26 protein-coding genes are annotated in these 26,118 nt (G+C 71.9%); 9 read left to right on the top strand and 17 right to left on the bottom strand.

What is annotated here, in order from left to right; genetic code table 11:
- Positions 1 to 25 precede the first annotated feature (25 nt).
- From LXM50_RS05490 to LXM50_RS05475, 4 genes are all read left to right on the top strand, one after another.
- A complete protein-coding gene (locus tag LXM50_RS05490; RefSeq protein ID WP_233310302.1) occupies positions 26 to 892 on the top strand; it encodes a spermidine synthase in 867 nt (288 codons plus the stop codon).
- A gap of 264 nt (positions 893 to 1,156) precedes the next feature.
- Positions 1,157 to 1,684, top strand: coding sequence for a hypothetical protein (locus LXM50_RS05485; protein ID WP_233310301.1), 528 nt, complete (start codon positions 1,157 to 1,159; stop codon positions 1,682 to 1,684).
- 100 nt (positions 1,685 to 1,784) lie between these two features.
- Positions 1,785 to 2,273 (top strand): SprT-like domain-containing protein, encoded by a 489-nt coding sequence (locus LXM50_RS05480; RefSeq protein ID WP_233310300.1) that lies wholly within the window; start codon positions 1,785 to 1,787, stop codon positions 2,271 to 2,273.
- 90 nt (positions 2,274 to 2,363) lie between these two features.
- Positions 2,364 to 2,786, top strand: coding sequence for a hypothetical protein (locus LXM50_RS05475; protein ID WP_233310299.1), 423 nt, complete (start codon positions 2,364 to 2,366; stop codon positions 2,784 to 2,786).
- Between the two features lies 1 nt (position 2,787).
- Here LXM50_RS05475 and LXM50_RS05470 read toward each other — a convergent pair whose 3' ends face one another.
- From LXM50_RS05470 to LXM50_RS05450, 5 genes are all read right to left on the bottom strand, one after another.
- Entirely contained in the window at positions 2,788 to 4,248 is a 1,461-nt protein-coding gene (locus LXM50_RS05470; protein WP_233310298.1) for an ABC transporter permease, read from the bottom strand.
- The gene (locus LXM50_RS05465; RefSeq protein WP_233310297.1) at positions 4,245 to 5,042 is read right to left on the bottom strand and encodes an ABC transporter ATP-binding protein; all 798 of its coding nucleotides are present in this window, start codon (positions 5,040 to 5,042) and stop codon (positions 4,245 to 4,247) included. The genes LXM50_RS05470 and LXM50_RS05465 overlap by 4 nt, the downstream gene beginning before the upstream one ends.
- 91 nt (positions 5,043 to 5,133) lie before the next feature.
- Positions 5,134 to 5,913, bottom strand: a complete 780-nt coding sequence (locus LXM50_RS05460) for a permease prefix domain 1-containing protein (protein WP_233310296.1) — start codon at positions 5,911 to 5,913, stop codon at positions 5,134 to 5,136.
- A 1-nt stretch (position 5,914) separates the two neighbouring features.
- Positions 5,915 to 6,259 (bottom strand): PadR family transcriptional regulator, encoded by a 345-nt coding sequence (locus LXM50_RS05455; protein ID WP_233310295.1) that lies wholly within the window; start codon positions 6,257 to 6,259, stop codon positions 5,915 to 5,917.
- Between the two features lie 123 nt (positions 6,260 to 6,382).
- A complete protein-coding gene (locus LXM50_RS05450; protein WP_233310294.1) occupies positions 6,383 to 6,883 on the bottom strand; it encodes a carboxymuconolactone decarboxylase family protein in 501 nt (166 codons plus the stop codon).
- Positions 6,884 to 6,968: 85 nt separating this feature from the next.
- Here LXM50_RS05450 and LXM50_RS05445 point away from each other — a divergent pair, with 85 nt between their 5' ends.
- Positions 6,969 to 7,838 carry a LysR family transcriptional regulator gene (locus tag LXM50_RS05445; protein ID WP_233310293.1) on the top strand — a complete coding sequence of 290 codons (870 nt, stop codon included), beginning with the start codon at positions 6,969 to 6,971 and terminating at the stop codon, positions 7,836 to 7,838.
- Between the two features lie 37 nt (positions 7,839 to 7,875).
- On the opposite strand, the gene LXM50_RS05440 is transcribed toward LXM50_RS05445, so the two are convergent.
- The 6 genes from LXM50_RS05440 to LXM50_RS05415 form a co-directional block, all read right to left on the bottom strand.
- Complete coding sequence (locus tag LXM50_RS05440; protein ID WP_233310292.1) at positions 7,876 to 8,514, bottom strand: response regulator transcription factor; 639 nt, start codon at positions 8,512 to 8,514, stop codon at positions 7,876 to 7,878.
- 79 nt (positions 8,515 to 8,593) lie between these two features.
- On the bottom strand, positions 8,594 to 9,790 hold the full coding sequence (locus tag LXM50_RS05435; protein ID WP_233310291.1) for a histidine kinase: 1,197 nt from the start codon (positions 9,788 to 9,790) through the stop codon (positions 8,594 to 8,596).
- Positions 9,791 to 9,887: 97 nt separating this feature from the next.
- Positions 9,888 to 11,039: an AMP-binding protein gene (locus LXM50_RS05430; protein WP_233310290.1), complete on the bottom strand. Its 1,152-nt coding sequence runs from the start codon at positions 11,037 to 11,039 to the stop codon at positions 9,888 to 9,890.
- A gap of 100 nt (positions 11,040 to 11,139) precedes the next feature.
- Positions 11,140 to 12,057: a 1,4-dihydroxy-2-naphthoyl-CoA synthase gene (locus LXM50_RS05425; RefSeq protein WP_233310289.1), complete on the bottom strand. Its 918-nt coding sequence runs from the start codon at positions 12,055 to 12,057 to the stop codon at positions 11,140 to 11,142.
- Between the two features lie 40 nt (positions 12,058 to 12,097).
- Positions 12,098 to 13,054, bottom strand: a complete 957-nt coding sequence (locus LXM50_RS05420) for a hypothetical protein (protein ID WP_233310288.1) — start codon at positions 13,052 to 13,054, stop codon at positions 12,098 to 12,100.
- 19 nt (positions 13,055 to 13,073) lie between these two features.
- Complete coding sequence (locus LXM50_RS05415; protein ID WP_374107803.1) at positions 13,074 to 13,397, bottom strand: PadR family transcriptional regulator; 324 nt, start codon at positions 13,395 to 13,397, stop codon at positions 13,074 to 13,076.
- 77 nt (positions 13,398 to 13,474) lie between these two features.
- Here LXM50_RS05415 and LXM50_RS05410 point away from each other — a divergent pair, with 77 nt between their 5' ends.
- Positions 13,475 to 14,488 (top strand): GNAT family N-acetyltransferase, encoded by a 1,014-nt coding sequence (locus LXM50_RS05410; protein WP_233310284.1) that lies wholly within the window; start codon positions 13,475 to 13,477, stop codon positions 14,486 to 14,488.
- Positions 14,489 to 14,552: 64 nt separating this feature from the next.
- Positions 14,553 to 15,545 (top strand): o-succinylbenzoate synthase, encoded by a 993-nt coding sequence (locus LXM50_RS05405; protein WP_233310282.1) that lies wholly within the window; start codon positions 14,553 to 14,555, stop codon positions 15,543 to 15,545.
- A gap of 112 nt (positions 15,546 to 15,657) precedes the next feature.
- On the opposite strand, the gene LXM50_RS05400 is transcribed toward LXM50_RS05405, so the two are convergent.
- On the bottom strand, positions 15,658 to 16,278 hold the full coding sequence (locus LXM50_RS05400; RefSeq protein WP_233310281.1) for a TetR/AcrR family transcriptional regulator: 621 nt from the start codon (positions 16,276 to 16,278) through the stop codon (positions 15,658 to 15,660).
- 138 nt (positions 16,279 to 16,416) lie between these two features.
- Here LXM50_RS05400 and LXM50_RS05395 point away from each other — a divergent pair, with 138 nt between their 5' ends.
- Complete coding sequence (locus LXM50_RS05395) at positions 16,417 to 19,215, top strand: efflux RND transporter permease subunit (protein ID WP_233310280.1); 2,799 nt, start codon at positions 16,417 to 16,419, stop codon at positions 19,213 to 19,215.
- On the top strand, positions 19,212 to 21,188 hold the full coding sequence (locus LXM50_RS05390) for a YhgE/Pip family protein (RefSeq protein WP_233310278.1): 1,977 nt from the start codon (positions 19,212 to 19,214) through the stop codon (positions 21,186 to 21,188). Before LXM50_RS05395 ends, LXM50_RS05390 begins: the two co-directional genes overlap by 4 nt.
- A gap of 64 nt (positions 21,189 to 21,252) precedes the next feature.
- On the opposite strand, the gene LXM50_RS05385 is transcribed toward LXM50_RS05390, so the two are convergent.
- The 5 genes from LXM50_RS05385 to LXM50_RS05365 all read right to left on the bottom strand — a co-directional run bounded on the left by LXM50_RS05385 (position 21,253) and on the right by LXM50_RS05365 (position 26,118).
- A complete protein-coding gene (locus LXM50_RS05385; RefSeq protein WP_233310276.1) occupies positions 21,253 to 22,374 on the bottom strand; it encodes an AI-2E family transporter in 1,122 nt (373 codons plus the stop codon).
- 88 nt (positions 22,375 to 22,462) lie between these two features.
- A complete protein-coding gene (locus tag LXM50_RS05380) occupies positions 22,463 to 22,759 on the bottom strand; it encodes a DUF2277 domain-containing protein (protein WP_233310275.1) in 297 nt (98 codons plus the stop codon).
- Positions 22,760 to 22,786: 27 nt separating this feature from the next.
- Entirely contained in the window at positions 22,787 to 23,965 is a 1,179-nt protein-coding gene (locus LXM50_RS05375; RefSeq protein WP_233310274.1) for an SLC13 family permease, read from the bottom strand.
- Between the two features lie 25 nt (positions 23,966 to 23,990).
- The gene (gene ccsB / locus LXM50_RS05370; RefSeq protein ID WP_233310272.1) at positions 23,991 to 24,983 is read right to left on the bottom strand and encodes a c-type cytochrome biogenesis protein CcsB; all 993 of its coding nucleotides are present in this window, start codon (positions 24,981 to 24,983) and stop codon (positions 23,991 to 23,993) included.
- 106 nt (positions 24,984 to 25,089) lie between these two features.
- A complete protein-coding gene (locus LXM50_RS05365; protein ID WP_233310271.1) occupies positions 25,090 to 26,118 on the bottom strand; it encodes a hypothetical protein in 1,029 nt (342 codons plus the stop codon).

Genomic DNA, 26,118 nt, shown 5'->3' with positions numbered 1-26,118 from the left:
GACGGTGCCGCCCTAGGCTCGTCCCATGGGCAGAGCACGCGCGAAGGACACCGAGCATCCGGCGGCGCGACTGGGATCCGGCGGGATCGCCCGCGTGGTCCCCGCGGAGTTCGGCGGCGGCTTCGAGCTGCTCATCGACGAGACCCCGCAGTCGCATGTGGACCTCGCGGACCCGACGCACCTGCACTTCGAGTACATCGTGCGCATGGGCGCCCTCATCGACCAGCTCGCCTCCCCCGGCGCGGCGATCACCGCGGTGCACCTGGGGGCAGGCGCTCTGACCGTCCCGCGCTACATCGCGGCCACCCGTCCCGGATCCCGGCAGCAGGTGATCGAATTGGAGGCGCCGCTGGTCGAGCTGGTGCGCGAGCACCTGCCGCTGCCCCGCGGCGCCGCGATCCGGATCCGCATCGGCGACGCCCGCGAAGGCGTGCGCCGTCTTCCGCCGGCCCTGACCGGAGCCGTCGACCTCGTCGTCGCCGACGTGTACTCGGGCGCGCAGACCCCCGCGCACCTCACCAGCGTCGAGTTCTACACCGAGCTCGCACAGCTGCTCGGGCCCGCCGGCGTGCTGCTCGTGAACGTCGCGGACGGCCCGGGGCTCGCGTTCGCCCGCCGGCAGGTCGCGACGATCCGCGCGGTGCTGCCGGAGGTCGCGATCCTCGCCGACGCCCAGATCCTGAAGGGTCGCCGGTTCGGCAACCTCGTGCTCGCGGCGTCGAATGCTCCGCTTCCGGCCGATGCCCTGCCCCGCATCCTCGCCGCCGGCCCGCATCCCGCCAAGCTCGCACACGGCACCGAGGTGATCGCGTTCGCGAAGGAGGCGGCGATCGTCACCGACGCGACCGCGGTGGCCTCGCCCCGACCGGACGCCGGGCTGTTCCTGCGCTGAGTCCCGGCGCCCCTGCGCTGAGTCCCGGCGCCCAGCGCCGACCTCCTGCGCCGAGCCACCCCCTCACACGCGAGCCACCCCTGTTCATGCGGCGCGCAAGCGGGTGGCTCGCACACACAGGGGTGGCTCGCGCGGTGGGACCCGCTGTCGCACCACCCGGCCCGAGACGCCGGTTTCTCACGGCACGCCCTGGGGCCTTCCCGGATGCGCCGCAGACGCAGGCAGACTGGAGGACACGGCGAGGCAGTGCAGGAGGACGGGCGCGTGAGCTACATCAAGGGGTACGACCCGGACTCTCTGCGCGAGCTGGTCGATCCGGCCGAATGCGACGCGCGACTGGTCGAGATCTCCGACCTGCGCAGCCTGCCGTCGATGCTCGAGCGGGTGTGGCTGCTGAAGGTGCTCGGCCGCCTGGACGACGCGCTCGTGCTGGCCGACGAGGCCGTGCGCCAGGCCCGCATGGCCGGAACGCGCAAGGATCTGCTGCGCGCCCGCGTGCTGCGCGCCACCGTGCAGCAGTATCGCGGCGCGCACGCCGCCGCCGACCACGAGCTGGCGGCCTGCGTGGCGGAGGCCGAGGGCCAGGGCTGGGTGCCGATCGCCGCGTTCGCGCATCAGCACCGCGGCCGCAACGCCTTCGAAGCCGGCGAGTTCGACCAGGCCAGGGACAGCTTCAAGCGCACCGTGTTCCTGCGTCGCGAAGCCGGCGCCGACGACGCGACGCTGGAGGCGGCCCTGCTCGCGGTCGACACGGTCGAGCGCCGGCGCGACCCGGTCGCCGTCAACGGCTGACGCCGACCCCGGGGCTGCCGCAGAGACGCACCCGTCCGGCCATAGCGCGTCTTCGCGTGCTCCGCGCCGGAGTGTCCCCGGCATCGCCTAACGTGAGTGCATGGCCGAGTTGGAGCGAGTGCGGATCTGGGGCGAGGCCCTGATCCGGCTGCATCTGGATCCGACGTGGTCGTTCGGCTTCGACAACGCCAAACGCCGCGCCGGCGCCTGCAACTACCGCGACAAGCGGATCACCGTCTCCCGCTATCTCGCGGCCCGGTTCGACGACGACGAGATCCATCAGGTGCTCCTGCACGAGGTGGCGCACGCCGTCGCCGGCCACGACGCCGCGCACGGCGCCGCATGGAAGCGGACGGCCCGCGCGCTGGGCTACGTGGGCGGCACCACGCACCACGGCGAGACGGCGACCGACCTGGCGCCGTGGGTGGGTCGCTGCCCGACCGGCCACGTGACGTACCGGCACCGGCGCCCCACCAGGGCGTCCTCATGCGCACGCTGCTCCCGGCGCTACGACGAGCGCTTCCTGCTGATCTGGACCCGCCGCGAGATCACGGCCGCCGACCGCCGGGCGGCGGTGCTGCCGCGATGACGACGACCACGCTGACGCTGCGGCATGTGCAGCTGATTCCGGATCTCCGCGAGCGCGGACGACGCCTGGGCGGCCCTGCACTCGCCCGCCGTGCTCACCGCGCTCTACGCCCCGGTGATCGTCGTCGAGCCGCTCACGCACGCCGACGAGGGCTCTCTGCTGCACAGCGCGGTGCGGCTGCGCCTGTTCGGCCTGATCACGGTCGGCACCCAGCTCATCGGCGCGTACGACGAGGTTCGCGAGCACAAGGGCGAGACCGTGCGGATCCTGCGCGACAGCGGGATCCCGCTCACCGGACCGCTCTCGTCGCTCGACGTCTGGGACCACCGCATGGCCGTCTCCGCCCTGCCGGACGGCCGGGCGCTCTGGCGCGACCGGCTCGTCTTCGGCGGTCCCGGATCGCTCGCCCTGCTGCCCGTGCTCTGGGCGGCGTGGCAATGGCGCGGATGGCGGATCCGCCGTCTCGCGCGCGGATGGGGCGGGGCCGCGGAGCACGCCCGCGGCCCCGCCTGACTCAGTCCGCGGCGAGCGCCTCGACCGGTGCGACACGGGTCGCGAGCCGGGTCGGAGTGGCGGATGCCACGAGCGTGAGCACGGCTGTGCACGCGACGATCGCGACCACCGGAACCCACGGCACCACCGGCGGGATGAGCCCCGCCGGCTGGAAGTCGGGCATCGACGGGACGGATCCGAGCAGCGACTGCGCGGCGATCCAGCCGTAGGCGACGCCCAGCACGAGCCCTGTCGCGGTGGCCGCGATCGTGACGTGCGCGGCTTCGAGCAGCACCATCCGACGCACCTGACGGCTGCTCAGCCCGATCGCGCGCAGCAGGCCCAGCTCGCGCCGCCGCTGCACGACGCCGATGGTGAGCAGGTTGACCAGCCCGACCGCGGCGATCACGGCCGACACCGCGACCAGCACCATCATCACGGTGCCGAAGGCATCGAACGGGGCGAAGAACCCGGGCGGCAGCTGCTCGGCGCTCGTACGCACCATGAGCGCCTTGGCCGACTCCAGCGCGACGGCGAACATCGTCACGAGCGTGACCCCCATCACCACGCCGATGGCCATGCGGCTGGACCGCTCGGGGTGGCGCAGCGCGTTCTCGGCGGCGAGCCGGGCGGTCGCGCCGCGGCCGAACAGGCGACCGACGAGACGCAGCACGGGCGGCATCACCAGCACCGATCCGATCGCGAGCCCGCTGAACGAGAACACTCCGCCGAAGAAGGCCACCACCACGCCGAGCGGCGAGGACAGCCCGACCACGACACCGCCGGCCAGCAGCGCGCCACCGAGCACGAACATCGTGATCGCCCCGAGATGGCGCGAACCACGGGCTCCGGCCTCGGCGACCGTGCGCTCGGCGGACCCCGCCAGCGCCTGCAGCGGAGTGACCGTGAGCACCCGTCGCGACCCCGCCCAGGCGGCGAGCCACGTGGTCAGCGCCACGCCGACGGCGGGGATCAGCACCCCGGGCTGCAGCGGCGAGAGACCCTGCGGCGGGTGCGCGAACGCGAGGGATCCGATCGCCATGCCGCCCCAGCTCAGCAGGACGCCTCCGGCGAGCCCCAGCACGGCGCCGATGATGCCGACGGCGAGGCCCTGCCCCGCGACCTCCGACCGCTGCGCCCTGGCGGAGGCGCCGATCAGCCGCATCAGCGCGATGCGACGGGTGCGGCCGGCCACGATGGTCGAGAACGTGTTGGCGGTGACGATCGCGGCGACGTACATCGCGACGGCGGTCAGCAGCACCGAGAGGATCTGCACGACGTACGCGAGGGTCTTGCTGTCGCCGAGGAACGGGTCGTTCTGCAGCAGAGCGCCCAGATAGAGGGTGGTGTCGACGAGGATCACGCCGAACGCGGCGGTGAGAGCGGCGACGAAGACGCTCGAGCCCATGCCGCGCTCCCGGAGGAAGGCGAGTCGCGACGGGGTGAGCGGCGTCTCGAGCAGCGTCGGGGCGATGGCGGTCATGCCGGCACCCCGGCCGCGTCTGCCGCCACCGTCGCGGCAGGGGTGCCCCCGGAGAGCATGAGCCCGGCGATCTCGTCCGCGCTGCGGCGGGGGTGGTCAGCGACGATCCGGCCGTCGCCGAGGAACAGCACGCGATCGGCGTAGCTGGCCGCGACGGCGTCGTGCGTGACCATGGCGATCGACTGGCCCTGCTCGCGGCTCGCGGTGGACAGCAGCTGCAGGACCTCGCGGCCGGAGGCGGAATCGAGGTTGCCGGTGGGCTCGTCGGCGAAGACGAGATCCGGCGCGGTGGCCAGCGCGCGGGCGATCGCCACGCGCTGCTGCTGGCCGCCGGAGAGCTGGTGCGGGCGATGCCGCAGGCGCGGGCCGATCCCGAGGATGTCGACGAGGGAGTCGATGCGCGCCCGCTCGATCGCGGAGGGACGGCGTCCGTCGAGCTCGAACGGCAGCAGGATGTTGCCGAGCGCGTCGAGGGTCGGCACCAGGTTGAACGCCTGGAAGATGAAGCCCACGCGGCGACGGCGCAGGATCGTGAGGTCGAGATCGCCGAGCCCGGTGATCTCGGTGTCACCGATCCACGCTCGCCCCTGCGTAGGCGTGTCCAGCCCCGCCATGATGTGCATGAGCGTGGACTTGCCTGAACCGGAGGCGCCCATGATGGCCGTGAACTGGCCGCGGCGGATGCCGACGCTGACGTCGTCGAGGGCACGCACCGCGCCCTCGCCGGATCCGTAGGTCTTGGTGAGGTGCTGGACGCGGGCCGCAAGACCCAGGTCGGTCGTCGTGATCTCCATGTCTCCGACGCTAAGGATCCGCCCCTGTCCTTCGCGTCGCTCTGTGGATCCATCCGCGTACATCGCAAGGATGATCCGCGACGCGCTTTCCTCAGCCGACGGCGGCGACCGCGACCCCGCGCCGGGTGAAGCGCGCCAGGAGCACGAGGGCCACGACGCCCGCGACCAGGGCGATCGCCCCGTCGCTGAGGCGCACGCCGACGCCGGCCACGGCGAGGCCTCGCACGAGGTCGAGGATGATCGAGAGCGCGCCCCAGCCGAACCCGACCAGGCCCACGCCGAGGAAGGCCACGGCGCTCGCGAGGAGCAGCATGCGCCGGTCCTCGCGAGCGATCGGCACGGCGCCGCGGAGGCGGCGCACCAGCAGCCAGACCGCGAGCAGAAGCACGCCGAGCACGCCGGCCGCCAGCCTCTCGGAGACGATCTCGTCGGAGTGGTGCATCGCCGCCGCCGCCGCGCAGCTGCCCGCCTGCGGGAAGAACCCCAGGAAGTCGGCGCACCGCGCCGTGGTGTAGGTCACGCCGTTCACGTCGCCCGCCAGGAAGGCCGGCCCCCAGATCGCCTCGAGCGCCCAGGACACCAGCCCGCTGAGCCCGATCACGACGAGCCCCAGCGCGACGACGACCCACCCGCCGCTGAGCAGACCCAGAACGCGACGCCGTGGAGAGCGCGTCCGGGCCACGGCGGCCGGGTCTCCGAACCGCTGCACCGCGACCTCCGCGGCCTCGGCGGGATCCATCCCCTGGGCCAGCAGGGCCGCCTCCGCATCGCGCAGGTGCCCGTCCGTCTCGGCGAGCAGGCGCCAGGTGTCCTCACCCGCGCCGAGGCGGTCGGCCAGCTGCGCCACGTAGCGATCGATCGCGTCGGTCATCTCACACCCCCTGCACGGCCGGACGGATCGAGGGTGCGGCGAGGGTCGACGCCACGCCGTCGGCGAAGCGCTGCCAGGCGCCGGTCTCCCGGGACAGCTGCGCCGCGCCCGCGGCCGTGATCGCGTAGACCCGGCGCCGGCGCCCGTCATGCACCCACTCGCTCGTGATCGCACCGGATCGCTCCAGCCGGTGCAGTGCCGGGTACAGCGAGCCCTCCGGCACATCGAACTCACCGCCGCTCGCGGTGCGCAGCGCCTCGGCGAGCGCGTAGCCGTGGGCGGCCCCGCGCGCGAGTGTCGCCAGGATCAGCATCTCGAGGTTGCCTCGGAGTCGGTCGTCTGCCATGAGGCGACTTTACCCAGACAATCGATGCATAGACAGCCTTTGTTGCTGTGAGTTCGCCGAGGCTGGATGTCCCTGGTCGGTGCCGGGGCGGCGCTCGTTCGCGGCATCGCCCCGGCTGACCGCTTACATCGATCCGGTCCAGGCGTGCGTGGAGACGCCGACCGCGTTCCACGCGTTGATCACGACGATGAGCGAGACCAGCGCACCGAGCTCCTCCGGCGAGAAGCGCGTGGCCGCGGCCGCCCAGTCCGCGTCCGGCACATGGGTCTCGGACAGGCGGGTGATGCTCTCGGTCAGCGCGAACGCGGCGCGCTCGCGCGCAGTGAAGAACGGGGACTCCTGCCACACCGCGACGGCGGCGATCCGGGCCGCCGTGTCGCCGGCCTTGGCGGCGTCGCCCGCGTGCAGGTCGACGCAGTAGCTGCAGCCGTTGATCTGCGAGGCTCGCAGGCGCACCAGCTCGCGCAGTCGGGCGTCGATGCCCGCGGCATCGAGCTCGCGCACCATCGCGGCATCGAGCCCGGCGAGCGCGCGGGAGAAGCGCGGCGCGACCGTGTCGATGTCGAGGCGGACGGGGATCGGGACGGTCTGCTCGGTCTGGGTCGAGGTCTCGGTGAGGGTCATGGTCTTCCTTTCGTCCCCTTCAGCCTGGGCGATCCGGATCCATCCGTCCAACAGCTGATCCCTATCGCTATCATCTGTCTCAGAGATGGAACTTCACCAGCTGCGCTACGTCCTCGCCGTCGTCGAGACGGGGTCCTTCACTGCGGCCGCGGCACGGGTGCGCGTCAGTCAATCCGGAGTGAGCACGCAGGTGCAGAAGCTCGAACGCGAGCTCGGCGTCGCCCTGTTCGACCGCACATCGCGCCGCGTCGCCCTCACCCAGGAGGGCGAGCGTCTGCTGCCCGCGATCCGCACGGCACTCGAGGCGATCGGCGAGATCGGCGCCACGGCGGCCGACCTGCGCGGGCTGCTGCTCGGATCCCTCCGCGTCGGCACCGTGTTCGGCCTCACGTGGCCGCGGTTCTACGACGCGCTCGCCGAGCTCAGCGCCGCGCATCCCGGGCTCGAGCTGCGGCTGCGCGAGGACACCTCCGCACGACTGGTCGGCGCGGTCCGTCGTGGCGAGGTCGACCTCGCGCTCGTCGCCTGGGCCGAGCGCGCGCCGGACGACCTCGGGTCGGAGGTCGTGTTCGACGATCCGATGGTCGCCGTGGTGGCACCGTCGCACCCGTGGGCAGCGCGTCGCAGCATCCGCCCGGACGAGCTGATCGGCATGGACCTCATCGCACTGCCGGAGGGCACGGGCGACAGGGCGGCGCTGGACGCCCTGCTCGCCGGACGCCCCGGTGCGGGCGCCCCGCACTGGGAGGTGTCCACACCCTCCGCCATCGAGAAGCTCGCCGTGCGTGGGCTCGGGGTCGGTGTCGTCAGCGCCGCGACCTGCCGGCGCTGGGAGGGCATCAGGGCGATCCCGATCGATGCACCGCACGTGCGCTCGCGACTGGGAGTGGTGTGGCGGGCGACGCCGACCCGCGCCGCACGCGCGCTCCTGGAGCTGCTGCGCGAGCAGGACTGAGGCGAGGAGGCCCCGGCGCGGAGGCTCCGTGGGCGGGTCAGTTCAGGCCGTGCTCGAACGCGAACACGACCAGCTGCACGCGATCGCGCAGGGCGAGCTTGGCGAGGATGCGGCTGATGTGCGTCTTCACGGTGGCCTCGGAGAGGAACTCGCGGGCGGCGATCTCGGCGTTGGACAGGCCCCGCGCCGCCAGCGCGAAGATCTCCTTCTCGCGCTCGGTGAGGTCGTCGTAGCTCGGCGGCACCGGGGTCTGCACAGGCGCCGCGAAGTGCGCGAAGAGGTCGCGGGTGGCCGAGGCCGCGATCACGCTGGATCCGGAATGCACCGTGCGGATCGCCGCGAGCAGGAACTCCGGATCCGCGTCCTTCAGCAGGAACCCGCTCGCCCCCTGACGGATCGCCCGCGCCGCCGCCTCGTCGAGGTCGAAGGTCGTGAGCATCACGATGCGGGGTGGATCCGCCTCCTCCAGGATGCGCGCGGTGGCGGTCAGCCCGTCCATGACGGGCATCCGGATGTCCATCATCACGACGTCGGGCCGCGTCGCGCGCACGACCTCGATGGCCTCCTGCCCGTCGCCCGCCTCGCCGACGACCTCGAGATCGGGCTGGGACGCGACCAGCATGCGTATCCCTGCGCGGAACAGCGCCTGATCGTCGACCAGCACGACCCGGATCATCCTGCCTCCTCGTTCCGCGCGATCGGATCCGCGCCTCGTGAAGAGTCTGTCATCCTCCGGATCGCGCCCGGGACGAGGATCAGACCACGCTCGGACCGATCGGCAGCACGGCGCGGACGATGAAGCCCTCCGCCTCCAGCTCCGCCGAGAGCGTCCCTCCGACCAACTGCGCGCGCTCGCGCATGCCGATGAGGCCGTGTCCGCGCTCGGCATGCGCCTGTCGCGGTGTCGTCGGCACCGCGTTGCGGACCGTGATCTGCACGCTGTCGGCGTGCCACCCGAGCCAGACGTCGACGTCGCCGTCGCCGTGCCGGATCGCGTTGGTGAGCGCCTCCTGCAGGATGCGGTACACCGCCAGCTGGATGCCGGCGGGCGGCTCCCCCGGCGGCATCGGGTCGACGGTGACGCGCGGCTCGATCCCGGCGGCCCGCACCTGGGCGTACAGCGTCTCGAGGTCGGCGAGCGTGGGCTGCGGCCCCTGCCCCTCGCTGTGCCGCAGCTGCGCGAGCAGCAGCCGCACATCGGAGAGGGCCGCCCGCGCGGTCTGCCCGATCGTGGTCAGCGCCGCGGTCGCCTGCGCCGGATCCGCGGCCGCGGCGTAGCGCGCGCCGTCCGACTGCGCGATCACCACCGCGAGCGAGTGCGCGACCACGTCGTGCATGTCGCGGGCGATCCGCACCCGCTCCTGCTCCGCGACCGCGACCGCCTCGGCCCGCACCTGCGCGTCACGGGTGCGGCGGCCGTGCAGCACGACCCGCCACAGCAGGCCGGCACCCCAGGCCATCACGAGGGTGAGCACCGACACCGTGCCGAGGAGCACTGCGACCAGCGCCAGGCGCAGCCCGGTCTCGGTGTCCTGGATGAGGGCCCCCTCGTTGATCAGCGACATGTAGCCGCCCGCCAGGAGCCCACCACCCAGCGCGGAGGCGCCGCCGATCCACAGGAGCCTCACCGATCCCCAGGCCGAGGTCGCGAAGACCACGGCGAGGATCGCGAGGTTGTAGGCACCCGGCGAGAAGCCGCACGCCATCTGCAGCAGCGCGCCGAACCACGCCACGATGAGGGCCAGCACCGGGGAGAGCCGGCTGATCGCCGCCGCGCCCCACTGGATGACCGCGACCAGCAGCACGAGCACGATCGACGCCGCGCCGTCCGGGATCCAGCGGCTCATCGTGCCCGCCTCGAACGTGTACGTGAGCGGCAGCGTGAGGAGCAGGCCGACGACGCTGCCCACGATGTCGAACACGAGCCAGAAGCGCGGGATGGGGCGGATCACCCCCTCACGGTACGCGACCGGATCCGGCGCGGTCATCCGCCGGGAGATGTATCCGCGGCACCGTGTCCTCGGACCGCGCAGTGCTCGGCTCGCGGGCTCAGCGCCCTGCGGCGAGCGCGGCGATCGCGCGCCGGTCGGGCTTGCCCGAGGCCAGCAGCGGGAGCTCGTCCAGCGGAATCAGCGTCGCGGGGCGCGCCGCCGGCCCGACCTCCGCGGCCACGCGTTCCCGCGCGGCGCTCAGCAGCCGCGCTCCGACCCCGGACGCCTCGAGCGGATCCGTCGACCCGGTCTCGCGCCGGCCGCCGACCACGATCGCGGATCCCTGACCCCAGTGATCGTCGGGGATCGCCACGACGACGGCGCCCTCGAGCCCGGGGACGGCGCGAACGGCGCGTTCGACCCGGTCCAGCGAGATGTTGATGCCGCCCGACACGATGACGTTGTCGACGCGGCCGGTCACCGCGATCCGGCCGCCGGAGACGTCACCGGCATCACCGGTCCGGTACCAGCGGGCGCCGGCCTCGTCCGCGACGAAGGTGCGCGCGGTCAGCCCGGGGTCGCCGAGATAGCCCTCGGCCAGGGTCGGACCGGCGATGCGCAGCTCGCCGTCGACGGACGCGACGCGCACCCCGTCCAGGGGGACCCCGTCGTAGACGCAGCCGCCCGCGGTCTCGCTGGATCCGTAGGTGCGCACGACGCGGGCGCCGAGATCCGCAGCGCGCTGACGCAGTGCCGGCGGCAGCGCCTGACCGCCGAGGAGCAGTGCCTCGTACGAGGCGAGCGCGACGCGCACCTCCCTGTCGCCCGCCGCGTCGAGGAGCGTCGCGAGCTGCGCGGGCACGAGCGAGGCGTACCTCGCCCCCGCCCGCATGCCGCGCGTCGCGGCCACGAACGCGGCCGGCGTGAACCGCCCCTCGATCAGTGCGGGCGTCGTGCCCGCGAGATGCGAGCGCACGAGCACCTGCAGACCGGCGACGTAGCCGGCCGAGAGCGCGAGCATCCACTGCCCGGATCCGATCCGCCGCGCGGTCGCCTCCGCGCTCGCGCGCAGGGCTCCCGCGGAGAGCACGACCTTCTTCGGCACGCCCGTGGATCCGGACGTCGCGATGACGACCGCGGTGCCCTCGGCGACCTCGTCATCCGGACCCGGCGCGAATCCGAGCGCGAGCGGGGCAGCGCCGTCGAGCGCCGCCGGGACCGCCGCCCCGATCGCGCGCGGATCCGTCCCGTCAGCGGCCTGCAGTCTCACGGCCGGCCGGCCGTTCCACCCGGTTTCGAAGCGCGCAAATGACCCCATCCGCGGTGCGGATCGAGCCATTTGCGCGCTCTGAAACCGGAAGGCATGCTGCTCAGAAGTGCCAGGGGTACGGCGACCAGTCGGGTTCGCGCTTCTCGAGGAACGAGTCGCGACCCTCGACGGCCTCGTCCGTGCCGTACGCCAGGCGGGTGGCCTCGCCCGCGAACACCTGCTGCCCGACCAGCCCGTCGTCGACCGCGTTGAAGGCGAACTTCAGCATCCGGATCGCGGTGGGCGACTTGGTCAGGATCGTCCGCGCCATCGCGATCGCCTCGCGTTCGAGCTCGGCGTGCGGCACGACGCGGTTCACCGCGCCCGCCTGCATCGCGCGCTCGGCGGAGTACTCCTCGGCCAGGAAGAACACCTCGCGGGCGAACTTCTGCCCGGTCTGGCGGGCCATGTAGGCGGATCCGTAGCCGGCGTCGAAGGACCCGACATCCGCGTCGGTCTGCTTGAACCGGCCGTGCTCGGCGCTCGCGATCGTCAGATCGCAGACCACGTGCAGCGAGTGCCCGCCACCGGCAGCCCATCCCGGCACGACCGCGATGACGACCTTCGGCATGAACCGGATGAGCCGCTGCACCTCGAGGATGTGCAGCCGGCCGGACCTGGCCTGAGCCTCGGCCGGCACTGCCTCCTCGTCCTCGGAGTACTTGTAACCGTCGCGACCGCGGATGCGCTGATCGCCGCCGGAGCAGAACGCCCACCCGCCGTCCTTCGGACTCGGGCCGTTGCCGGTGAGCAGCACGACGCCGATCCGCGGGTTCTGACGCGCCTCGTCGAGGGCCCGGTACAGTTCGTCGACCGTGTGCGGGCGGAAGGCGTTGCGCACCTCGGGGCGGTCGAACGCGATGCGGGCGATCCGCCCGTCGTTCGAGACGTGGGCCGTGATGTCGGTGTACTCCCCCGCGCCCGGAGCGAGCGTCCACTCAGCCGGATCGAACAGGTCAGAGACGAGCTTGTCAGTCACGGATCCAGCCTATTCCGGCTGACGTCCGCAGCCGACCCGCTCACGCCTCGCGCGAGAGGCCGAGCTTGCGGTAGGCGTCGAACAGCAGCCCGATGAGGATCCCGCCCAGCACGGCCGTGATCGAGATGTTCACGATCTGCACGATGTCCGCGGTGGGGGTGCTCGCGGCGCGCATCTGCGCCATCAGGCCGGGGTCGATCACGACACCGCGCCAGATCAGCACGATCGCACCGAGCATCGCGACCAGGCTCGCCGCGATGCTCACGGCGGCGAGCAGCGCGTTCCACCGTCCGCGCACGGCGACCAGCGCCTCGACGACCAGCCCGATCACGAGCAGCCCGAACCAGGCCAGCATGCCCCAGGGCCAGAGACCGGGTGCCAGGACGTGGACGTGATCGTCGCCCCAGCCGATGGTGCGATCCCAGACCACGGAGCCGATCAGGGTCGCCGTCAGGACCGCCGTGCCGATCAGATCCGACATCCGCGCGCCGAGGTTCACGGTGGGCGGCAGCTTGTCGGGAGTCCAGTCGAGCACCGTGTCCCCCGTGGATCCGAGGCGCTCCAGCGCGGCGAAGACGAGGGTCGTCCAGAATCCGACCTGGACGCCGGACATGAGGATCGCGGGGATCATCGCGCCGATCACGGCGCCGACGTCACCGCCGCCGAGCGCGCGGACCAGTCCGGCGATCACGGCGGCGACCGGTACGACGATCGCCAGCAGCAGGCGCAGCAGCCGCAGCCATGCGGCGTAGTAGCGGGGTCCGATCAGCACGAGCGGCCGCCCGGAGAGCGAGGCCGCGTAAGCGATCGGGTCGCCGAGTTCCGCGATCACGGCGTACTCCGCGGCCCCCGCTTCCTCGCCTGCGGCGATGCGGCCGTCGAGTTCGTCCGCGATCGACGCGCGCAGCTCGGCCGAGACCTCTGCACGATCGGCGGCGGGGACGGATCGCGCCACCGCGGTCACATACCGCTCGGCGAGAGTCGTGTCGGTGTCCATGATGTTCTCCTCCAGGAGGTCAGGGAAGATTCTTGGCGGCGGCGGCGATCGCCTGCACGTCGCGGGTGAGGGTGTCGGCCAGGCGGAGTCCGGCGTCCGAGGTGCGATAGAACTTGCGCGGCCGCGCTTCCTCGGTGTTCCACTCGCTGGTCAGGAAGCCCTGCTTCTCGAGGCGACGAAGCAGGGGGTAGAGCGTGTTGGAATCGGTGGGGAAGCCCGCGGCGCTCAACTGCTCGAGCAGACCGTAGCCGTACCCCGCGTCGCGCAGCAGGCGCAGGCTCGCGAGCACGACCGTGCCGCGCCGCAGCTCCTGCAGATGTCCGTCGAACTCGTCTTCGCTCACGTCCATCACTATATTGTGCGTCGCACACTATTGTCAACGACACGATCCTGTTCATCGCACTCCCGTAGCGTGGAGGCATGACGATCGAGATCGGGCCCGTCGACCCCTTCGACGATGCGACGGTGGACGCCTGGTGGACGGTCTATGCCGCCGCGCTGCGCGCCGATCGCGCCGACGACGCGGTGCTGTGGTCGCTCGAGGAGACCCGGCAGGAGCTGCAACAGGCTTCCGCGGTGTTCGAACGGCACGTCTTCCTCGCCCGGCTCGACGGCCGTCCCGTCGGCGCCGCCGGCCTCGGTCTGCCACTCAAGGACAACCTCCACCTCGCCGACATCGCGGTGTACGTCGCGCCCGAGGCGCGGAGGGCGGGCGTCGGATCGGCACTCCTCGCCGAGCTGGAGACACGTGCGATCGCGCGCTCCCGGAGGACGTTCCTGGCCGAGACGAGCTGGGCTGCCTCCGCATCCGCCGACGGAACCGGACATCCCGGCGTGGAGTTCGGCCGCAGGCACGGCTACGCGCTCGCCCTGGGCGACCGTGAGAGCGTGCTCGACCTGCCCGTCGCCGAGGACCTGCTCGATCGGCTGGCCGAGGGAACACCCGACGACGGCTACGTGCTGCGCAGCTGGACCGGCCCCGTGCCCGAGGACATCGTCACCGGATGGGCCGAGCTCTCCAGCTCGCTCGACACCGAGGCGCCCATGGGAGACCTCGACATCGAGGCCGCGACCCCCGATGTCGCGGAGATCCGTGAGAGCGAGGAGCTCGTGGCCGCGCAGGGCCGCACCTCGTTCTGCGTCGTGGCGCTCTCCTCCGACGGAGAGGTCGCCGCCTACTCGCAGCTCGTCGTCTCGGGAGACGACAGCTCCGCGTACCAGTGGGGCACACTCGTGAGGCGGAAAGACCGCGGCCATCGCCTGGGCATGAGGGTGAAGCTGGAGAACCTGCGGCGGCTGCAGCAGGAGCTGCCGCGGACGCCGCGGGTCGTGACCTACAACGCCGAGTCGAACGAGCACATGCTGGCCGTCAACGTCGCCCTCGGGTTCCGCCCGTCCGGGCGCCTCGCCGAGCTGCAGAAGCGGATCGGCTGATCCGCGGCGACCCGTCGGCCGAGCCCGCCGCGGCGGAGTCGATCCGCGGGTGCATGATGGGGGCATGATCCCCGCCGCCGTGCCGCCGCTCGCCGAGATCCTCGATTCCGCGCGGGTGGTCGCGCTGCCGATGCATACGCGGTTCCGCGGGGTTGATGTCCGCGAGGCGCTGCTGTTCGAAGGTCCGGAGGGCTGGGCCGAGTTCTCGCCCTTCGTCGAGTACGGCGACGTCGAGGCATCCACCTGGCTCTCCGCCGCGATCGCGGACGCCTGGCATCCGCGTCCGGCCGCGGTGCGCCACGAGATCCGGGTGAACGCGACGATCCCAGCCGTCCCGGCAGACCGGGTGGCCGACGTGCTCGCGCGCTTCGACGGCTGCCGCACGGCGAAGGTCAAGGTCGCCGAGACCGGGCAGAGCCTGGCCGACGACGTCGCACGGGTGCGTGCCGCGCGTGCGGAGATGGGGCCGGAGGGGCGGATCCGGATCGATGCGAACGCGGGCTGGAACGTCGACGAGGCCGAGCGCGCGATCCATGCCCTGGCCCCGTTCGACCTGGAGTACGCGGAGCAGCCCTGCGCGACCGTCGACGAGCTCGCCGAGCTGCGCGAGCGGATCCGCTACCTCGACATCCCGATCGCGGCGGACGAGAGCGTGCGCAAGGCGGAGGACCCGCTCGCGGTCGCCCGTGCGGGTGCGGCGGATCTGCTCGTCATCAAGGCGCAGCCGCTCGGCGGCATCGAACGCGCGCTGCGGATCGTCGCCGAGGCGGGGCTGCCCGTGGTCGTCTCGAGCGCACTGGACACCGCGGTCGGCCTGTCGCTCGGTGCCGCGCTGGCCGCAGCCCTGCCCACGCTCGAGCACGACTGCGGCCTCGGCACCGCGTCGCTGTTCGCGGACGACGTCGCGGACGCCCGCCCGCGGGGCGGCGTCGTCTCAGCCGCTCGGGTGACGCCGGATCCCGCCGCGCTCGCACGCCTGGAGGCTCCCGCCGAACGGCGGGAGTGGTGGCTCGACCGGTTGACGCGCTGCCACGGGCTGCTCGCCGCGGAGCGCTGACCGTCTCCTCGCCGGCCGCGCTTCGGTTTCGAGGAGCGATGTTTGCTCTCAGATGCCGTGTTTCAGGACGAACATCGCTCCTCGAACGCAGAAAGAGAGCCGGCGCGAGCGCTCAGTTCAGAAGAAGCTGCACCATCCGGCTGAGCTCCTCGCCGCCGATTCGGCGCAGCCGCTTGTCGTCCAGCCCCGCCATCGCCCCACGCACGGTCATGCCCTCCCAGACGATCATGAGCATGCGTGCCGCGTACTCCGCCGGCACCCTCAGCGTGAGCGTGCCGGTCGCGACGACGTCGGTGATGATCCGCGCGATCCCGTCGACCATCTCCTGTTCCTGAGCGAGATAGGCACGACCGAAGACCTCGTCGCGCAGCGCGTGGATGCGGATCTCGCTGAGCAGCATGACCCCGAGCCGGTCGTCCGTGCCGGTGTCCATCACCTGCTGCACGAGCACGCTGAGGTCGCAGTCGGGCGCGAGTGCCCCGGACGCGGTCAGCTCCTCGATGCGCGCGGCGACGGTGCGCAGCCGCTCCCCTCCGACGGATCCGGCGAGCTCGAGGAACAGCTCGTCCTTCGACTCGAAGTTCGAGTAGAACGCCCCGCGCGTGAAGCCGGCGCGTTCGCACACGGCCTCGACGGTCGCACCGTCGAGACCCTCTTCGGCGAACACCAGCGCCGCCGCCTCGAGCAGCCGCGCACGCGTGTTCTCCCGGCTCCTGGTCGCACTGCCGGTCATCCCGCACCTCCTGCGGACTCTGCGCCCGCGATTCACATCCCGCGCACAGACTATCCCGGCGCCGTCGTCCTACGATACAGAGACGTATCGAATACACCAGTGTATCGAACCCACCTGAACTCCCTCCGGAGGAAACCCGTGTCGACTCTCCTCTCCTCGCTCGGCCGCTGGTCGTTCCGGCACCCCTGGCGCGTGCTCGTGGCCTGGCTTCTGGTGCTGGGCATCGCCGGCGGCGCGGCGCTCGCCCTCGGCAAGGGCACGGACAACGCGTTCACGATCCCCGGCACCGAGTCGCAGGCGGGCCTGGAGCAGCTCGAGCGCACGTTCCCGCAGGTGAGCGGCACGAGCGCGCAGTTCATCGTCGTGGCGGCGGACGGGGACCACGTCACCGATGCGGACTACAAGGATCCGATCGAGCAGACCGTGCGCGACCTCGGGAAGGTCGACGGCGTGCTCGCCGCCACGAGCCCTTACGACGAGCATGTGACCGGGATGGTGTCAGACGACCGCTCCGCCGCGATCGTGCGCCTGCAGTTCGACGGCCAGGCCTCCGACGTCTCGGCCGCCACCAAGGACACGCTGCGGACCGCCGTGAGCGACCTCGAGAAGGACCTGCCTCAGGGCTCGCACGCGGTGATCGGCGGCGACCTGTTCTCGATGTCGATCCCCGCGATCTCGATCACCGAGGGCGTCGGGCTGGTGATCGCCCTGCTCGTGCTGATCGTGACGTTCCGCTCGTTCGTCGTCGCGGGCATGCCGCTGCTCACCGCCGTGCTGGGAGTGGGCGTCTCGATGGCCGCGATCTTCGCCGCCACCGCCTTCGCCTCGGTCTCCTCGACCACGCCGCTGCTCGCCCTCATGCTCGGACTCGCGGTCGGCATCGACTACGCGCTGTTCATCATGGCGCGACATCAGGATCAGGTGCGCGCGGGAGTGGACCCGGAGGAATCGGCGTCGCGGGCGACCGGCACGGCCGGATCCGCCGTCGTCTTCGCGGGCATCACCGTGCTGATCGCTCTCATCGGTCTCGGATTCGCCGGGATCCCGTTCCTCACCACGATGGGCATCGCGGCCGCGGTCGCGGTCATGATCGCCGTACTGATCGCCGTGACGTTGACGCCCGCCATCCTCGGCTTCCTCAAGGGCCGCGTGGCGGGCCGTCCCGCCAGGCCGCGTCGTGCCGAGAAGGGCGAGGGTGAGGCCGCCCCGCGCCGCCGGTTCTCGGAGCGCTGGGTGGGCGGCGTCACCCGGCACCCCGTGCTCGTGGCCGTCGCGATCGTCCTCGGGCTCGGCGTCGTCGCCGTCCCCGCCGCGAACCTCGCGCTCGCCCTGCCGAACTCCGGCGTGCAGCCGAAGGGATCCGAGGCCCGCGAGAACTACGACCTCACCGCCGAGCACTTCGGCCCCGGGTTCAACGGCCCGCTCATCCTCACCGGCACGATCGTGACCTCGACGGATCCGGTCGGACTCATGAAGGATCTGGGCGATGCGGTCGCGAAGCTCCCCGGCGTCGCCGAGATCGCCCTGGCGACTCCGAACCAGACTGCCGACACCGGCATCGTCCAGGTGATCCCCACCACCGCGCCGGACGCCCCCGCGACCGCCGATCTCGTGCGCGAGCTGCGCTCGCACCATGACGAGTGGCTCAAGAAGTTCGGCATCGACGTGAAGGTGACGGGCTTCACCGCCGTCGCGATCGACATCTCCGACCAGCTCGGCGCCGCGCTGCTGCCGTTCGGCATCTTCGTGATCGGCCTGTCGCTGGTGCTGCTGACGATCGTGTTCCGCTCGATCTGGGTGCCCATCACGGCGGCGCTCGGCTATCTGCTCTCGATCGTGGCCGCGTTCGGCGTGGTCTCCGCCGTCTTCGAATGGGGCTGGTTCGCCGACGCCCTGCACGTGGCGCGGGTCGGACCGATCATCAGCTTCATGCCGATCATCCTGATGGGCGTGCTGTTCGGCCTGGCCATGGACTACCAGGTGTTCCTCGTCTCCCGGATGCGCGAGGACTACGTGCACGATGCAGGCTCGCGCAGCGCCGATCGGGCCGAGCGCCGGGCCGCCGCACTGCGCGCGGTGCGCGGAGGCTTCGCCGGATCCGCGAAGGTCGTCACGGTCGCGGGCCTCATCATGTTCGCCGTGTTCGTGGCCTTCGTCCCGGAGGGCGACTCCTCGCTCAAGCCGATCGCCCTGGGCCTCGCCGCGGGCATCGCGATCGACGCCTTCCTCGTGCGGATGACCCTGATCCCCGCGCTCATGGCGATCCTCGGCGAGCGCGCGTGGGAGATCCCCGCCTGGCTCGAGCGGATCCTGCCGAGCGTCGACATCGAGGGCGAGGCCGTCGAGCGCGAGCGGCACCTGGCCGACTGGCCCGGAGACGACTCCGTGATCGCCGCAGACGGCGTGACCGTCGCGGGCGCGATCGACGGGCTCGACCTGCGTGTGCCCTCCGGATCCGCGCTCGTACTCACCGGCGCCGATGCGGCCGTGCGCCGCGCCGCCGCGCTCGCCCTCACCGCGCGCGTGCCTTCCGAGGGGCGCCTGCGCGTGGCGGGGCACCTGCTGCCGGGACGGGCCGCCTGGGTGCGCGCGCACGTCGGCTGCGTGATCGTGGAGGACGGCACCACCGAGGGCGATCCGCTGCGCGAGCTGCGCGACGCCCTGCGCGGGCGCACCACGCTCGTCGTGATCGACGGCGCCGACCGCCTCACGCTCGCCCAGAGCGAGCAGGCCTCGGCCATGCTGCGCGATGCATCCCGCCGCGGCACCCTCGCCGTGCTCGCCACGGCCGACGACGCCTCCGCCGCCGCGCGGCTGCTGGCGGACGCCGGGTGGGCGGATCCGCAGACGAGGGACCTCGACCACCCGCCGGTCGCACCCGAACCGGCCGCCCACGCCGACGCGCCCACCACCGACCTCGACGAGGTGACCGCATGACCAACCGTCTGTCCGCACTGATCGAACGCGCCCGCTCGCACAAGCCGATCACCGCCCTCACGCTCATCGGCGTGCTGCTGCTGCCCGCCGTCCTCGGCGGCGTGCTCGTGGCCGCCCTCCAGGACCCCACGCAGCGCCTCGACACGATGACCGCCGCGATCGTGAACGACGACGAGCCGGTGACCGTGAACGGCCAGCTCGCCCCGCTCGGGCGTCAGCTCTCCGCCGGGCTCGTCGACGGCACCGGAAAGAAGGACGAGAACCTCACCTGGGTGATCTCCAACGAGAAGGACGCCGCCGCGGGCCTCAAGGACGGCACGTATCAGGCCGTCGTGCGGATCCCGAAGGACTTCTCCGCCGCCGCGGTCTCGGGCGGCAGCGCCGTGCAGGATCCGGCGAAGTCCGCCGAGAAGGCGACGATCTCCGTGACCACGGCCCCGCAGGCCCGCGCCGCGGACGGCCTCATCGCGAACCAGATCGCCGCGACCGCCGCGTCGACCATGGGCGCCGAGATCTCCAAGAACACCCTGCAGAACGTGCTCGTCGGCTTCGGCACGCTCGGCGACAAGATCGGCGAGGCGGCGGACGGCGCCGACAAGCTCGCCGCGGGCGCCACGTCCGCGGCGACCGGCGCCGCAGCGCTCCCGGACGGCGCGACCAAGCTCGCCGACGGAGCAGGCCAGCTGGCCGATGGCGCATCGCAGCTGTCGAACGGCCTGGGTACGATCGCGAACGGGATCACGTCTGCCCAGACCGGCGCGAACCAGATCGGTGCGGGGCTCGCAACGGGGGCGGATGCGCTGCAGGGCCAGGTGCCGGGAGCGAAGGCGCTCGCCGACGGCGCGGCCGCGACGCAGCAGGGAGCCGTCGGCACCCAGGCCGGGATGACCCAGCTCCAGGCGGAGGTCGCGAAGGCCATCAAGCTCTGCGACCCGGCGACGCAGAAGGATCTCTGCGATCAGCTGAACCTGGTGGCGGGAGCCGCCGCCCAGACTCAGGGAGCCGCGGACCTCACAGCTGCTGGAAGCGCCAAAGTCGCGGACGGCGTCGCTGGTCTCGCCACGCTGCCCGCCACCCTCGCCGGCCAGTTCCGCGCCGCGGCCGACGGCGTCAACCAGCTCTCGGCGGGGCTCGGCCAGCTCGCCGACGGCACGTCGCAGAGCGCGACCGGCGCGGGCAACCTCGCCACCGGCGCCAGCGGGCTGCAGACCGGGGCGACCCAGCTCGCCGACGGCGCATCCCAGCTCAGCACCGGCATCGGATCCCTCGCGACCGGCACCTCGGGCCTCGCCTCGGGTCTGCATCAGGCGGCGAACTCGTTGCCGAAGCACACCGACACCGAGGCGTCGTCGCTGGCGTCCGTCATCGCCGATCCGGTCAAGGCCGATACCTCGGGCGGGATGTTCGGTCCCACCGCGATCCCGCTGCTCGCGGCGGTCGTGCTGTGGTTCGGCAGCCTCGTGACGTTCCTCGTGATGCGGGCGTTCACCGCGCGCGCCCTCACCTCGCGCCGGGCCTCGGGCTCGCTCGCGCTGCGGGCGTTCGCCCCGGCGGCGGCGATCGGCGCCGCACAGGGCCTGCTCGTGGCTCTCGTGGTCGAGATCGTCGCGAAGTATGACCCGTCGCGGTGGTGGGGCTTCGCGGGCGTCGCCGTGCTCGCCGGCATCGCGTTCGCTGCCGTGAACCAGGCGCTGGTCGCCGTGCTAGGCGGGATCGGGCGCTGGATCTCCGCGGTCGTCGGCGTGGCAGCGCTCGGCGCGGGGATCATCTCGACGCTGCCGGGGTGGCTCGCCACGATCGCCGGCTTCCTGCCGACGTCGTCCGCGGCGACCGCGCTGCTGGGCGAGGACGGCGTCGGATCCGCGATCGCGGCGCTGCTGGTCTGGACCGTGCTCGCCCTGATCGCGACGACGCTGGCCGTCACGGCCCGACGCACGACCTCGGTCCGGGCGGTGCTGGCACCCGCGATCTGAGTTCGGAAGCGGCAGGCGCGACCCCACCTCCCCCGGGGTCGCGCCTGTCTTTCCGTTCAGGCGCTCACGCGGTGCGCGCGTCCTCCGGGGCGACGACCTTGGCGTCCTGCGCGGGGAAGAGCACCTTCTGGATGATGATGATCGCGCTCGCTGCGACCGGGATCGCCACCAGTGCACCGAGGATCCCACCGAGCGCTCCGCCGCCGACGGCCGCGATCACGACCAGCGCACCCGGAACGGCCACGGCCTTGCTCATGATGCGCGGGCTGATGACGTAGGCCTCGATCTGCATGTAGACGAGGTAGTACGCGAAGGCGATCAACGCCGTCACGGGCGAGACGAACAGGCAGATGAGCGAGTTGATGATGGATCCGGACAGCGTGCCCACGAGCGGGATCAACGAGCCGATGAAGGCGATCAGCGCGAGCAGCGCAGGCAGCGGGGCTCCGATGATCGTGAGGAAGATCAGACTCAGCACGCCGTTGATGAGGGCCAGGCTGGCCTGGCCGATCACGTAGCGGCCGACCGCACCCGACACGTCCTCGACGATCTCCGTGAACCGCGGGCGGCGGTACGCGGGCACGAATCGGGCAGCGGTGCGCTTCATCGTGCGCAGCGATCCCATGAAGTAGAGCGTCAGGATCAGCACGATCGTGAAACCCGTGAACCCACCGGCGATGCCGGCGCCGACCGCGAGCACTCCGCCGCCGATCTTGGTGAGATTGCCCGGATCCTTGAAGAACGTGGCGATCCCGTCCACGGCCTGGCTGAACGAGTCGCCGTACTGGGCGGCGAGCTGCCGGTACCAGGCGCTGTGCAGCATGTCGTCGATCATCTTCGGCCCGGTCTCGACGAGATGGGCGATCTGCTGCACCACGATCGGCACGATCGCCAGCAGGATGCCGGCGAAGGCCAGCACCACGACGATCACGACGATCGCCACCGCCGCTCCCCGCGGCAGCTTCCGTTCGATCAGGCGCACGATCGGGTCGAGTCCGAGTGCGAGGAACAGCGCGATCCCGATGTAGACGAGCACCGTCGACAGCTGTCCGACGATCGCGCCGATGAGCAGCGCGACCAGAACGCCGAGCGCGCCGACCAGGCCGAACGTGAACGGCTCGATCCGCACGCCGCCGGCTGAGGGGCCGGGCTCCCCCGTGATGATCGTCACCTGGCGTCTGCGCATGATGCCCCCCTCCGTCATGATCGTGCTTCTCGTCGAGCGTATGTCACCGGATCCCGAGAACGCGAAGACCACCGTCGGCGCGGATCCGTCAGGCGCTCGCGGTGCGGATCCTGACCTCGCGCTCCATGCGCTTCTCGTGCCTCTGCCGCCCCTTGATCGCCTCGGCCTCGCGGGTCTTCGGCGGGGCGTTGGTGACGAGCTGGTCGAGCATGCGGCGGGTCGCCAGCGCGATCTCGTCGATCGCCTGCTCGAAGGCGGGGGTGTTCGCGCGCGACGGATGCGTGGATCCGCTCACCTTGCGGACGAACTGGAGCGCCGCCTCACGGACCTCGTCATCGTTGGTCGGCGGCTCGAAGTTGTGGAGGCATCGAATGTTCCGGCACATGCCGTGACGATAACCCGGATCCGCGATTCAGGAAACGGCGGCGAGTGCGAGGACGGCCGCGCCCACCGTGGCCACGGCGGCGACGAGGCCCCAGAGCGCGAAGCGCCCCCACGAGATCGACACCCCGAGTGCGGTGACGCGGTGGTGCCACAACAGGATCGCGAGCGACGCCCACGGCGTCACCAGCGGACCGAGGTTGACGCCGATGAGAAGCGCCATCAGAGCGACCGGATCATGGGCGGCGATCGGCTCGAGCACGAGGTACGCGGGAAGGTTGTCGATGCCGTTGGCCGTGAGCGCCCCGATGCCCGCGACGCGCAGGAGCTCCAGGAGACCGTGTCCGCCCGCGGCGAGCGGCGAGAGGAGTGCGGCGAGCCCCCGCACATGGGCTGCTTCGACGATCACGAAGAGGGCCGCCGCGAGACCGAGCGCCTGCCACGGCACCAGCGAGAGGCGCAGCACGCGGCGCCGGCGGAACGCGAACAGCACGATCAGGATCAGGGCGGCGGCGGTGGCGGGGATCCACACGTCCCGCACGAGCGCGAGCAGCGGCAGCAGCGCGACGAGCACGACGGCCGCGACGAGGAACAGCACACGGTCGGAGGGCTCCGCCCGCACCGGTGACGAGTACCGCCCGAACAGCGTGCGCCGGTGCGCGAGGGTGAGGATCACGACGGGAACGAGCACACCCGCGAGTGCGGGCGCCCAGCTCAGCGCGAGGAAGGCGAACGGATCCGAGCCCAAGATCGGCGCGGCGAGCAGATTCGTCAGGTTCGACACCGGCAGCAGCAGCGACGCGGTGTTGGCGAGCCAGACCGTCGCGAGCGCGAAGGGCAGCGGAGAGACGCCCACGCCCTGTGCGAGGAGCACGACGACGGGTGTGACGATCACCGCGGTCGTGTCGAGCGACAGGAAGATCGTGCTGACCACGGCGAGGAGGATCACTGCGCCCCAGAGCGCGATCACCCTGCCACGCCCCCAGCGGGCCAGGTGCTGCGCGATCACGTCGAACACGGCCGCATCCCGCGCGAGTTCGGCGACGATCGTGATCGCGATCACGAAGCCGAGCACAGGAGCCGTGCGACCGGCCAGCGCGCCCGCGTCGGCGAGCGGCAGGATTCCGCTGATCACCACGCCCGCAGCGACGAGTGCCAGAGCGATCACGGCGAGCGCGCCGGGGCGCCGCCAGGCCTGCCGCGCGCTCATCGCCGAGCGCCCGAGGTCGCGCCGATCAGCTCAGACCCGAGTAGACGTGCAGGCCCTTGAAGAACAGGTTCACGATGGTGAAGTTGAACAGCACCGCGGCGAAGCCGACGATCGAGAGCCAGGCTGAGCGGGATCCGCGCCAGCCGCGCGTCGCGCGGGCGTGGATGTAGCCCGCGTAGAGCACCCAGATGATGAACGTCCAGGTCTCCTTGGTGTCGAAGCCCCAGTACCGGCCCCAGGCGTCGTTGGCCCAGATGGATCCGGCGATCAGCGTGAACGTCCACAGGATGAATCCGACGGTCGCGAACCGGTAGGCGAGGCTCTCGAGCCGATCGGCCGTCGGCAGCGTCGCCAGGAAGCGGGGGCCCGGCTTGGGCGCCTCGGCCACGATGCGGGACTCCCGGCGCGCCTGCATGAGCTGGAACACGCTGAGCGCGAAGGCCAGCGCGAAGAACGCCGTGCCGAGCGACGCCACGAACACGTGGATCACCAGCCAGACGCTCTTCAGCGGATCCGCCAGCGGCACGACCTCGACGTAGAAGCCCGTGGCGGCGCCGCCGAGCAGCACCACGACCAGGCCGACGATGAAGGTGCCGAGATACTTCAGGTCGAACCAGATGTTGACCGCGATGTACACCGCGATGATCAGCAGTGTTCCCGTCATCGAGAACTCGTACATGTTCGACCACGGCACCCGGCCCGCGGCGATGCCGCGCAGCACGACGCCGGCGAGGTGGAACAGGAAGCCGAGCGTGGTCAGCGCGGTGCCGATCCGCGCCATGACGAACCGCTGCGGGGCAGCTGACCCCGTCCCGGCCGCGGCGAGGTCCACGGTGCCCCGCGACGACGACGACCCGCCCACGGTCGCGCCGACGAGTTCGCGCTCGGGCACGGCGGCCTTGGCGTCGGCGGCGACCTGCGAGCGCTTGGCGAGGTCGAACGCGTAGGCGATGAAGGCGGCGGCGTAGATCGCGACGGCGGTCCAGATCGTCAGGATCGACATCGAGTCGAAGTTCATGGCCTCCATCGTACGTGGCGCACCAATGACTCAGGTGAGACTCGGAGCTCGCCCCCAGGGCGCTCACGGCTCCGCCGCAGGTGCGTGCGGCAATGGATCCGTGCCGCTACTGCCCGTCGGCTCGCAGCATCACGGTGATCCGGCCGATTCCGCCGGCCGGCGCGTACCAGGCGTGCAGGTACCGCTCCGCTCCGAGGCGCCACAGGTCGCCGTCCCTGGACTCCTTCTCCGGGACGCCCAGCACGCCGCGCGCCTGATCGCGCGTGCTCGACGCCGTGAGCCCCGGCACCAGCCGCTCCGGATGCGGATACGGCGCCCAGCCGGTCTCGGGCTGCAGCCGCACCACGATCTTGCAGAGCTCGTCGTCGCCGAAGGACATCATCGCGCCGGCGTGCCAGTACTCGAGGGTCAGCCAGGCCTTCTTCAGAGCCCCGCCCTTGGGAGCCAGTCGGCTCTCGCCGAGGTCGCCGAAGAGCGACTGCGCCGCGACGACCTCGGGTGCCTCGGGGCCGCCACCCAGAGCCGCGAAGAGCGTCTCGACGACCGCTCCGGGTTCGTCGTGCGAGCCGCCGACAGCGGGAAGCGATTCCGCGGAGTCATCGCTCCGGTCGGCCTCGATACGCGCGTCGAGCTCGGAGCGCAGCTCATCCGCCAGGCCCCGCGCCTTCTCCGCCTGCTGGGCGAAGAAGTCCGCCTCGGGATCCTGCTCGTCCTCGTCCCTGGGCTCGACGTCCGCGTACTCCAACGTGAACGAGCGCAGCACCCGCAGCACCGCGTCGCTGACCACGAGCTCCGTGCCGTCCTCGAGGGCGACGTCGTCGCCGGCCGTGACGGATCCGGTCGGGATCAGCCGCAACCAGGAGGACGGGAGCCGGTGCCGCGCGGCGAGCTCGTACTGCGGTCCCTCCGACACCCGGGCCGGGTCCAGCTCGAATCCGGTGGCGCCGGACTCGCGGAGTGCGTCAGCGAGTCGTTCGGTCACGAACCAGAACGGCACGGTGGTGACGATGTCGTCACCCATCCAGCCGTCGAAGACCAGGTGAGCGGGCCCGGCGTCGGCGGCCCTCCGGGCCGTGTCGCGGACGGTGTCGGGACCGAGGGATCCAGGGACCTCTGCATCGACGTAGTAGTACAT

The sequence above is a fragment of the Microbacterium sp. Au-Mic1 genome (assembly GCF_021341785.1).
Taxonomy (GTDB): domain Bacteria; phylum Actinomycetota; class Actinomycetes; order Actinomycetales; family Microbacteriaceae; genus Microbacterium.
This window is presented reverse-complemented; position numbering and strand designations above follow the sequence as displayed.

What these genes read in the sequence shown, in the direction of transcription:
- LXM50_RS05400 (WP_233310281.1), bottom strand. Translation starts at nt 16,278, where the DNA reads ATGACCGGCAGTGCGACCAGGAGCCGGGAGAACACGCGTGCGCGGCTG.
- LXM50_RS05420 (WP_233310288.1), bottom strand. Translation starts at nt 13,054, where the DNA reads ATGGACACCGACACGACTCTCGCCGAGCGGTATGTGACCGCGGTGGCG.
- LXM50_RS05470 (WP_233310298.1), bottom strand. Translation starts at nt 4,248, where the DNA reads ATGACCGCCATCGCCCCGACGCTGCTCGAGACGCCGCTCACCCCGTCG.
- LXM50_RS05440 (WP_233310292.1), bottom strand. Translation starts at nt 8,514, where the DNA reads ATGATCCGGGTCGTGCTGGTCGACGATCAGGCGCTGTTCCGCGCAGGG.
- ccsB (WP_233310272.1), bottom strand. Translation starts at nt 24,983, where the DNA reads ATGAACTTCGACTCGATGTCGATCCTGACGATCTGGACCGCCGTCGCG.
- LXM50_RS05450 (WP_233310294.1), bottom strand. Translation starts at nt 6,883, where the DNA reads ATGACCCTCACCGAGACCTCGACCCAGACCGAGCAGACCGTCCCGATC.
- LXM50_RS05375 (WP_233310274.1), bottom strand. Translation starts at nt 23,965, where the DNA reads ATGAGCGCGCGGCAGGCCTGGCGGCGCCCCGGCGCGCTCGCCGTGATC.
- LXM50_RS05405 (WP_233310282.1), top strand. Translation starts at nt 14,553, where the DNA reads ATGATCCCCGCCGCCGTGCCGCCGCTCGCCGAGATCCTCGATTCCGCG.
- LXM50_RS05445 (WP_233310293.1), top strand. Translation starts at nt 6,969, where the DNA reads ATGGAACTTCACCAGCTGCGCTACGTCCTCGCCGTCGTCGAGACGGGG.
- LXM50_RS05380 (WP_233310275.1), bottom strand. Translation starts at nt 22,759, where the DNA reads ATGTGCCGGAACATTCGATGCCTCCACAACTTCGAGCCGCCGACCAAC.
- LXM50_RS05390 (WP_233310278.1), top strand. Translation starts at nt 19,212, where the DNA reads ATGACCAACCGTCTGTCCGCACTGATCGAACGCGCCCGCTCGCACAAG.
- LXM50_RS05490 (WP_233310302.1), top strand. Translation starts at nt 26, where the DNA reads ATGGGCAGAGCACGCGCGAAGGACACCGAGCATCCGGCGGCGCGACTG.
- LXM50_RS05385 (WP_233310276.1), bottom strand. Translation starts at nt 22,374, where the DNA reads ATGCGCAGACGCCAGGTGACGATCATCACGGGGGAGCCCGGCCCCTCA.
- LXM50_RS05465 (WP_233310297.1), bottom strand. Translation starts at nt 5,042, where the DNA reads ATGGAGATCACGACGACCGACCTGGGTCTTGCGGCCCGCGTCCAGCAC.
- LXM50_RS05410 (WP_233310284.1), top strand. Translation starts at nt 13,475, where the DNA reads ATGACGATCGAGATCGGGCCCGTCGACCCCTTCGACGATGCGACGGTG.
- LXM50_RS05460 (WP_233310296.1), bottom strand. Translation starts at nt 5,913, where the DNA reads ATGACCGACGCGATCGATCGCTACGTGGCGCAGCTGGCCGACCGCCTC.
- LXM50_RS05455 (WP_233310295.1), bottom strand. Translation starts at nt 6,259, where the DNA reads ATGGCAGACGACCGACTCCGAGGCAACCTCGAGATGCTGATCCTGGCG.
- LXM50_RS05365 (WP_233310271.1), bottom strand. Translation starts at nt 26,118, where the DNA reads ATGTACTACTACGTCGATGCAGAGGTCCCTGGATCCCTCGGTCCCGAC.
- LXM50_RS05480 (WP_233310300.1), top strand. Translation starts at nt 1,785, where the DNA reads ATGGCCGAGTTGGAGCGAGTGCGGATCTGGGGCGAGGCCCTGATCCGG.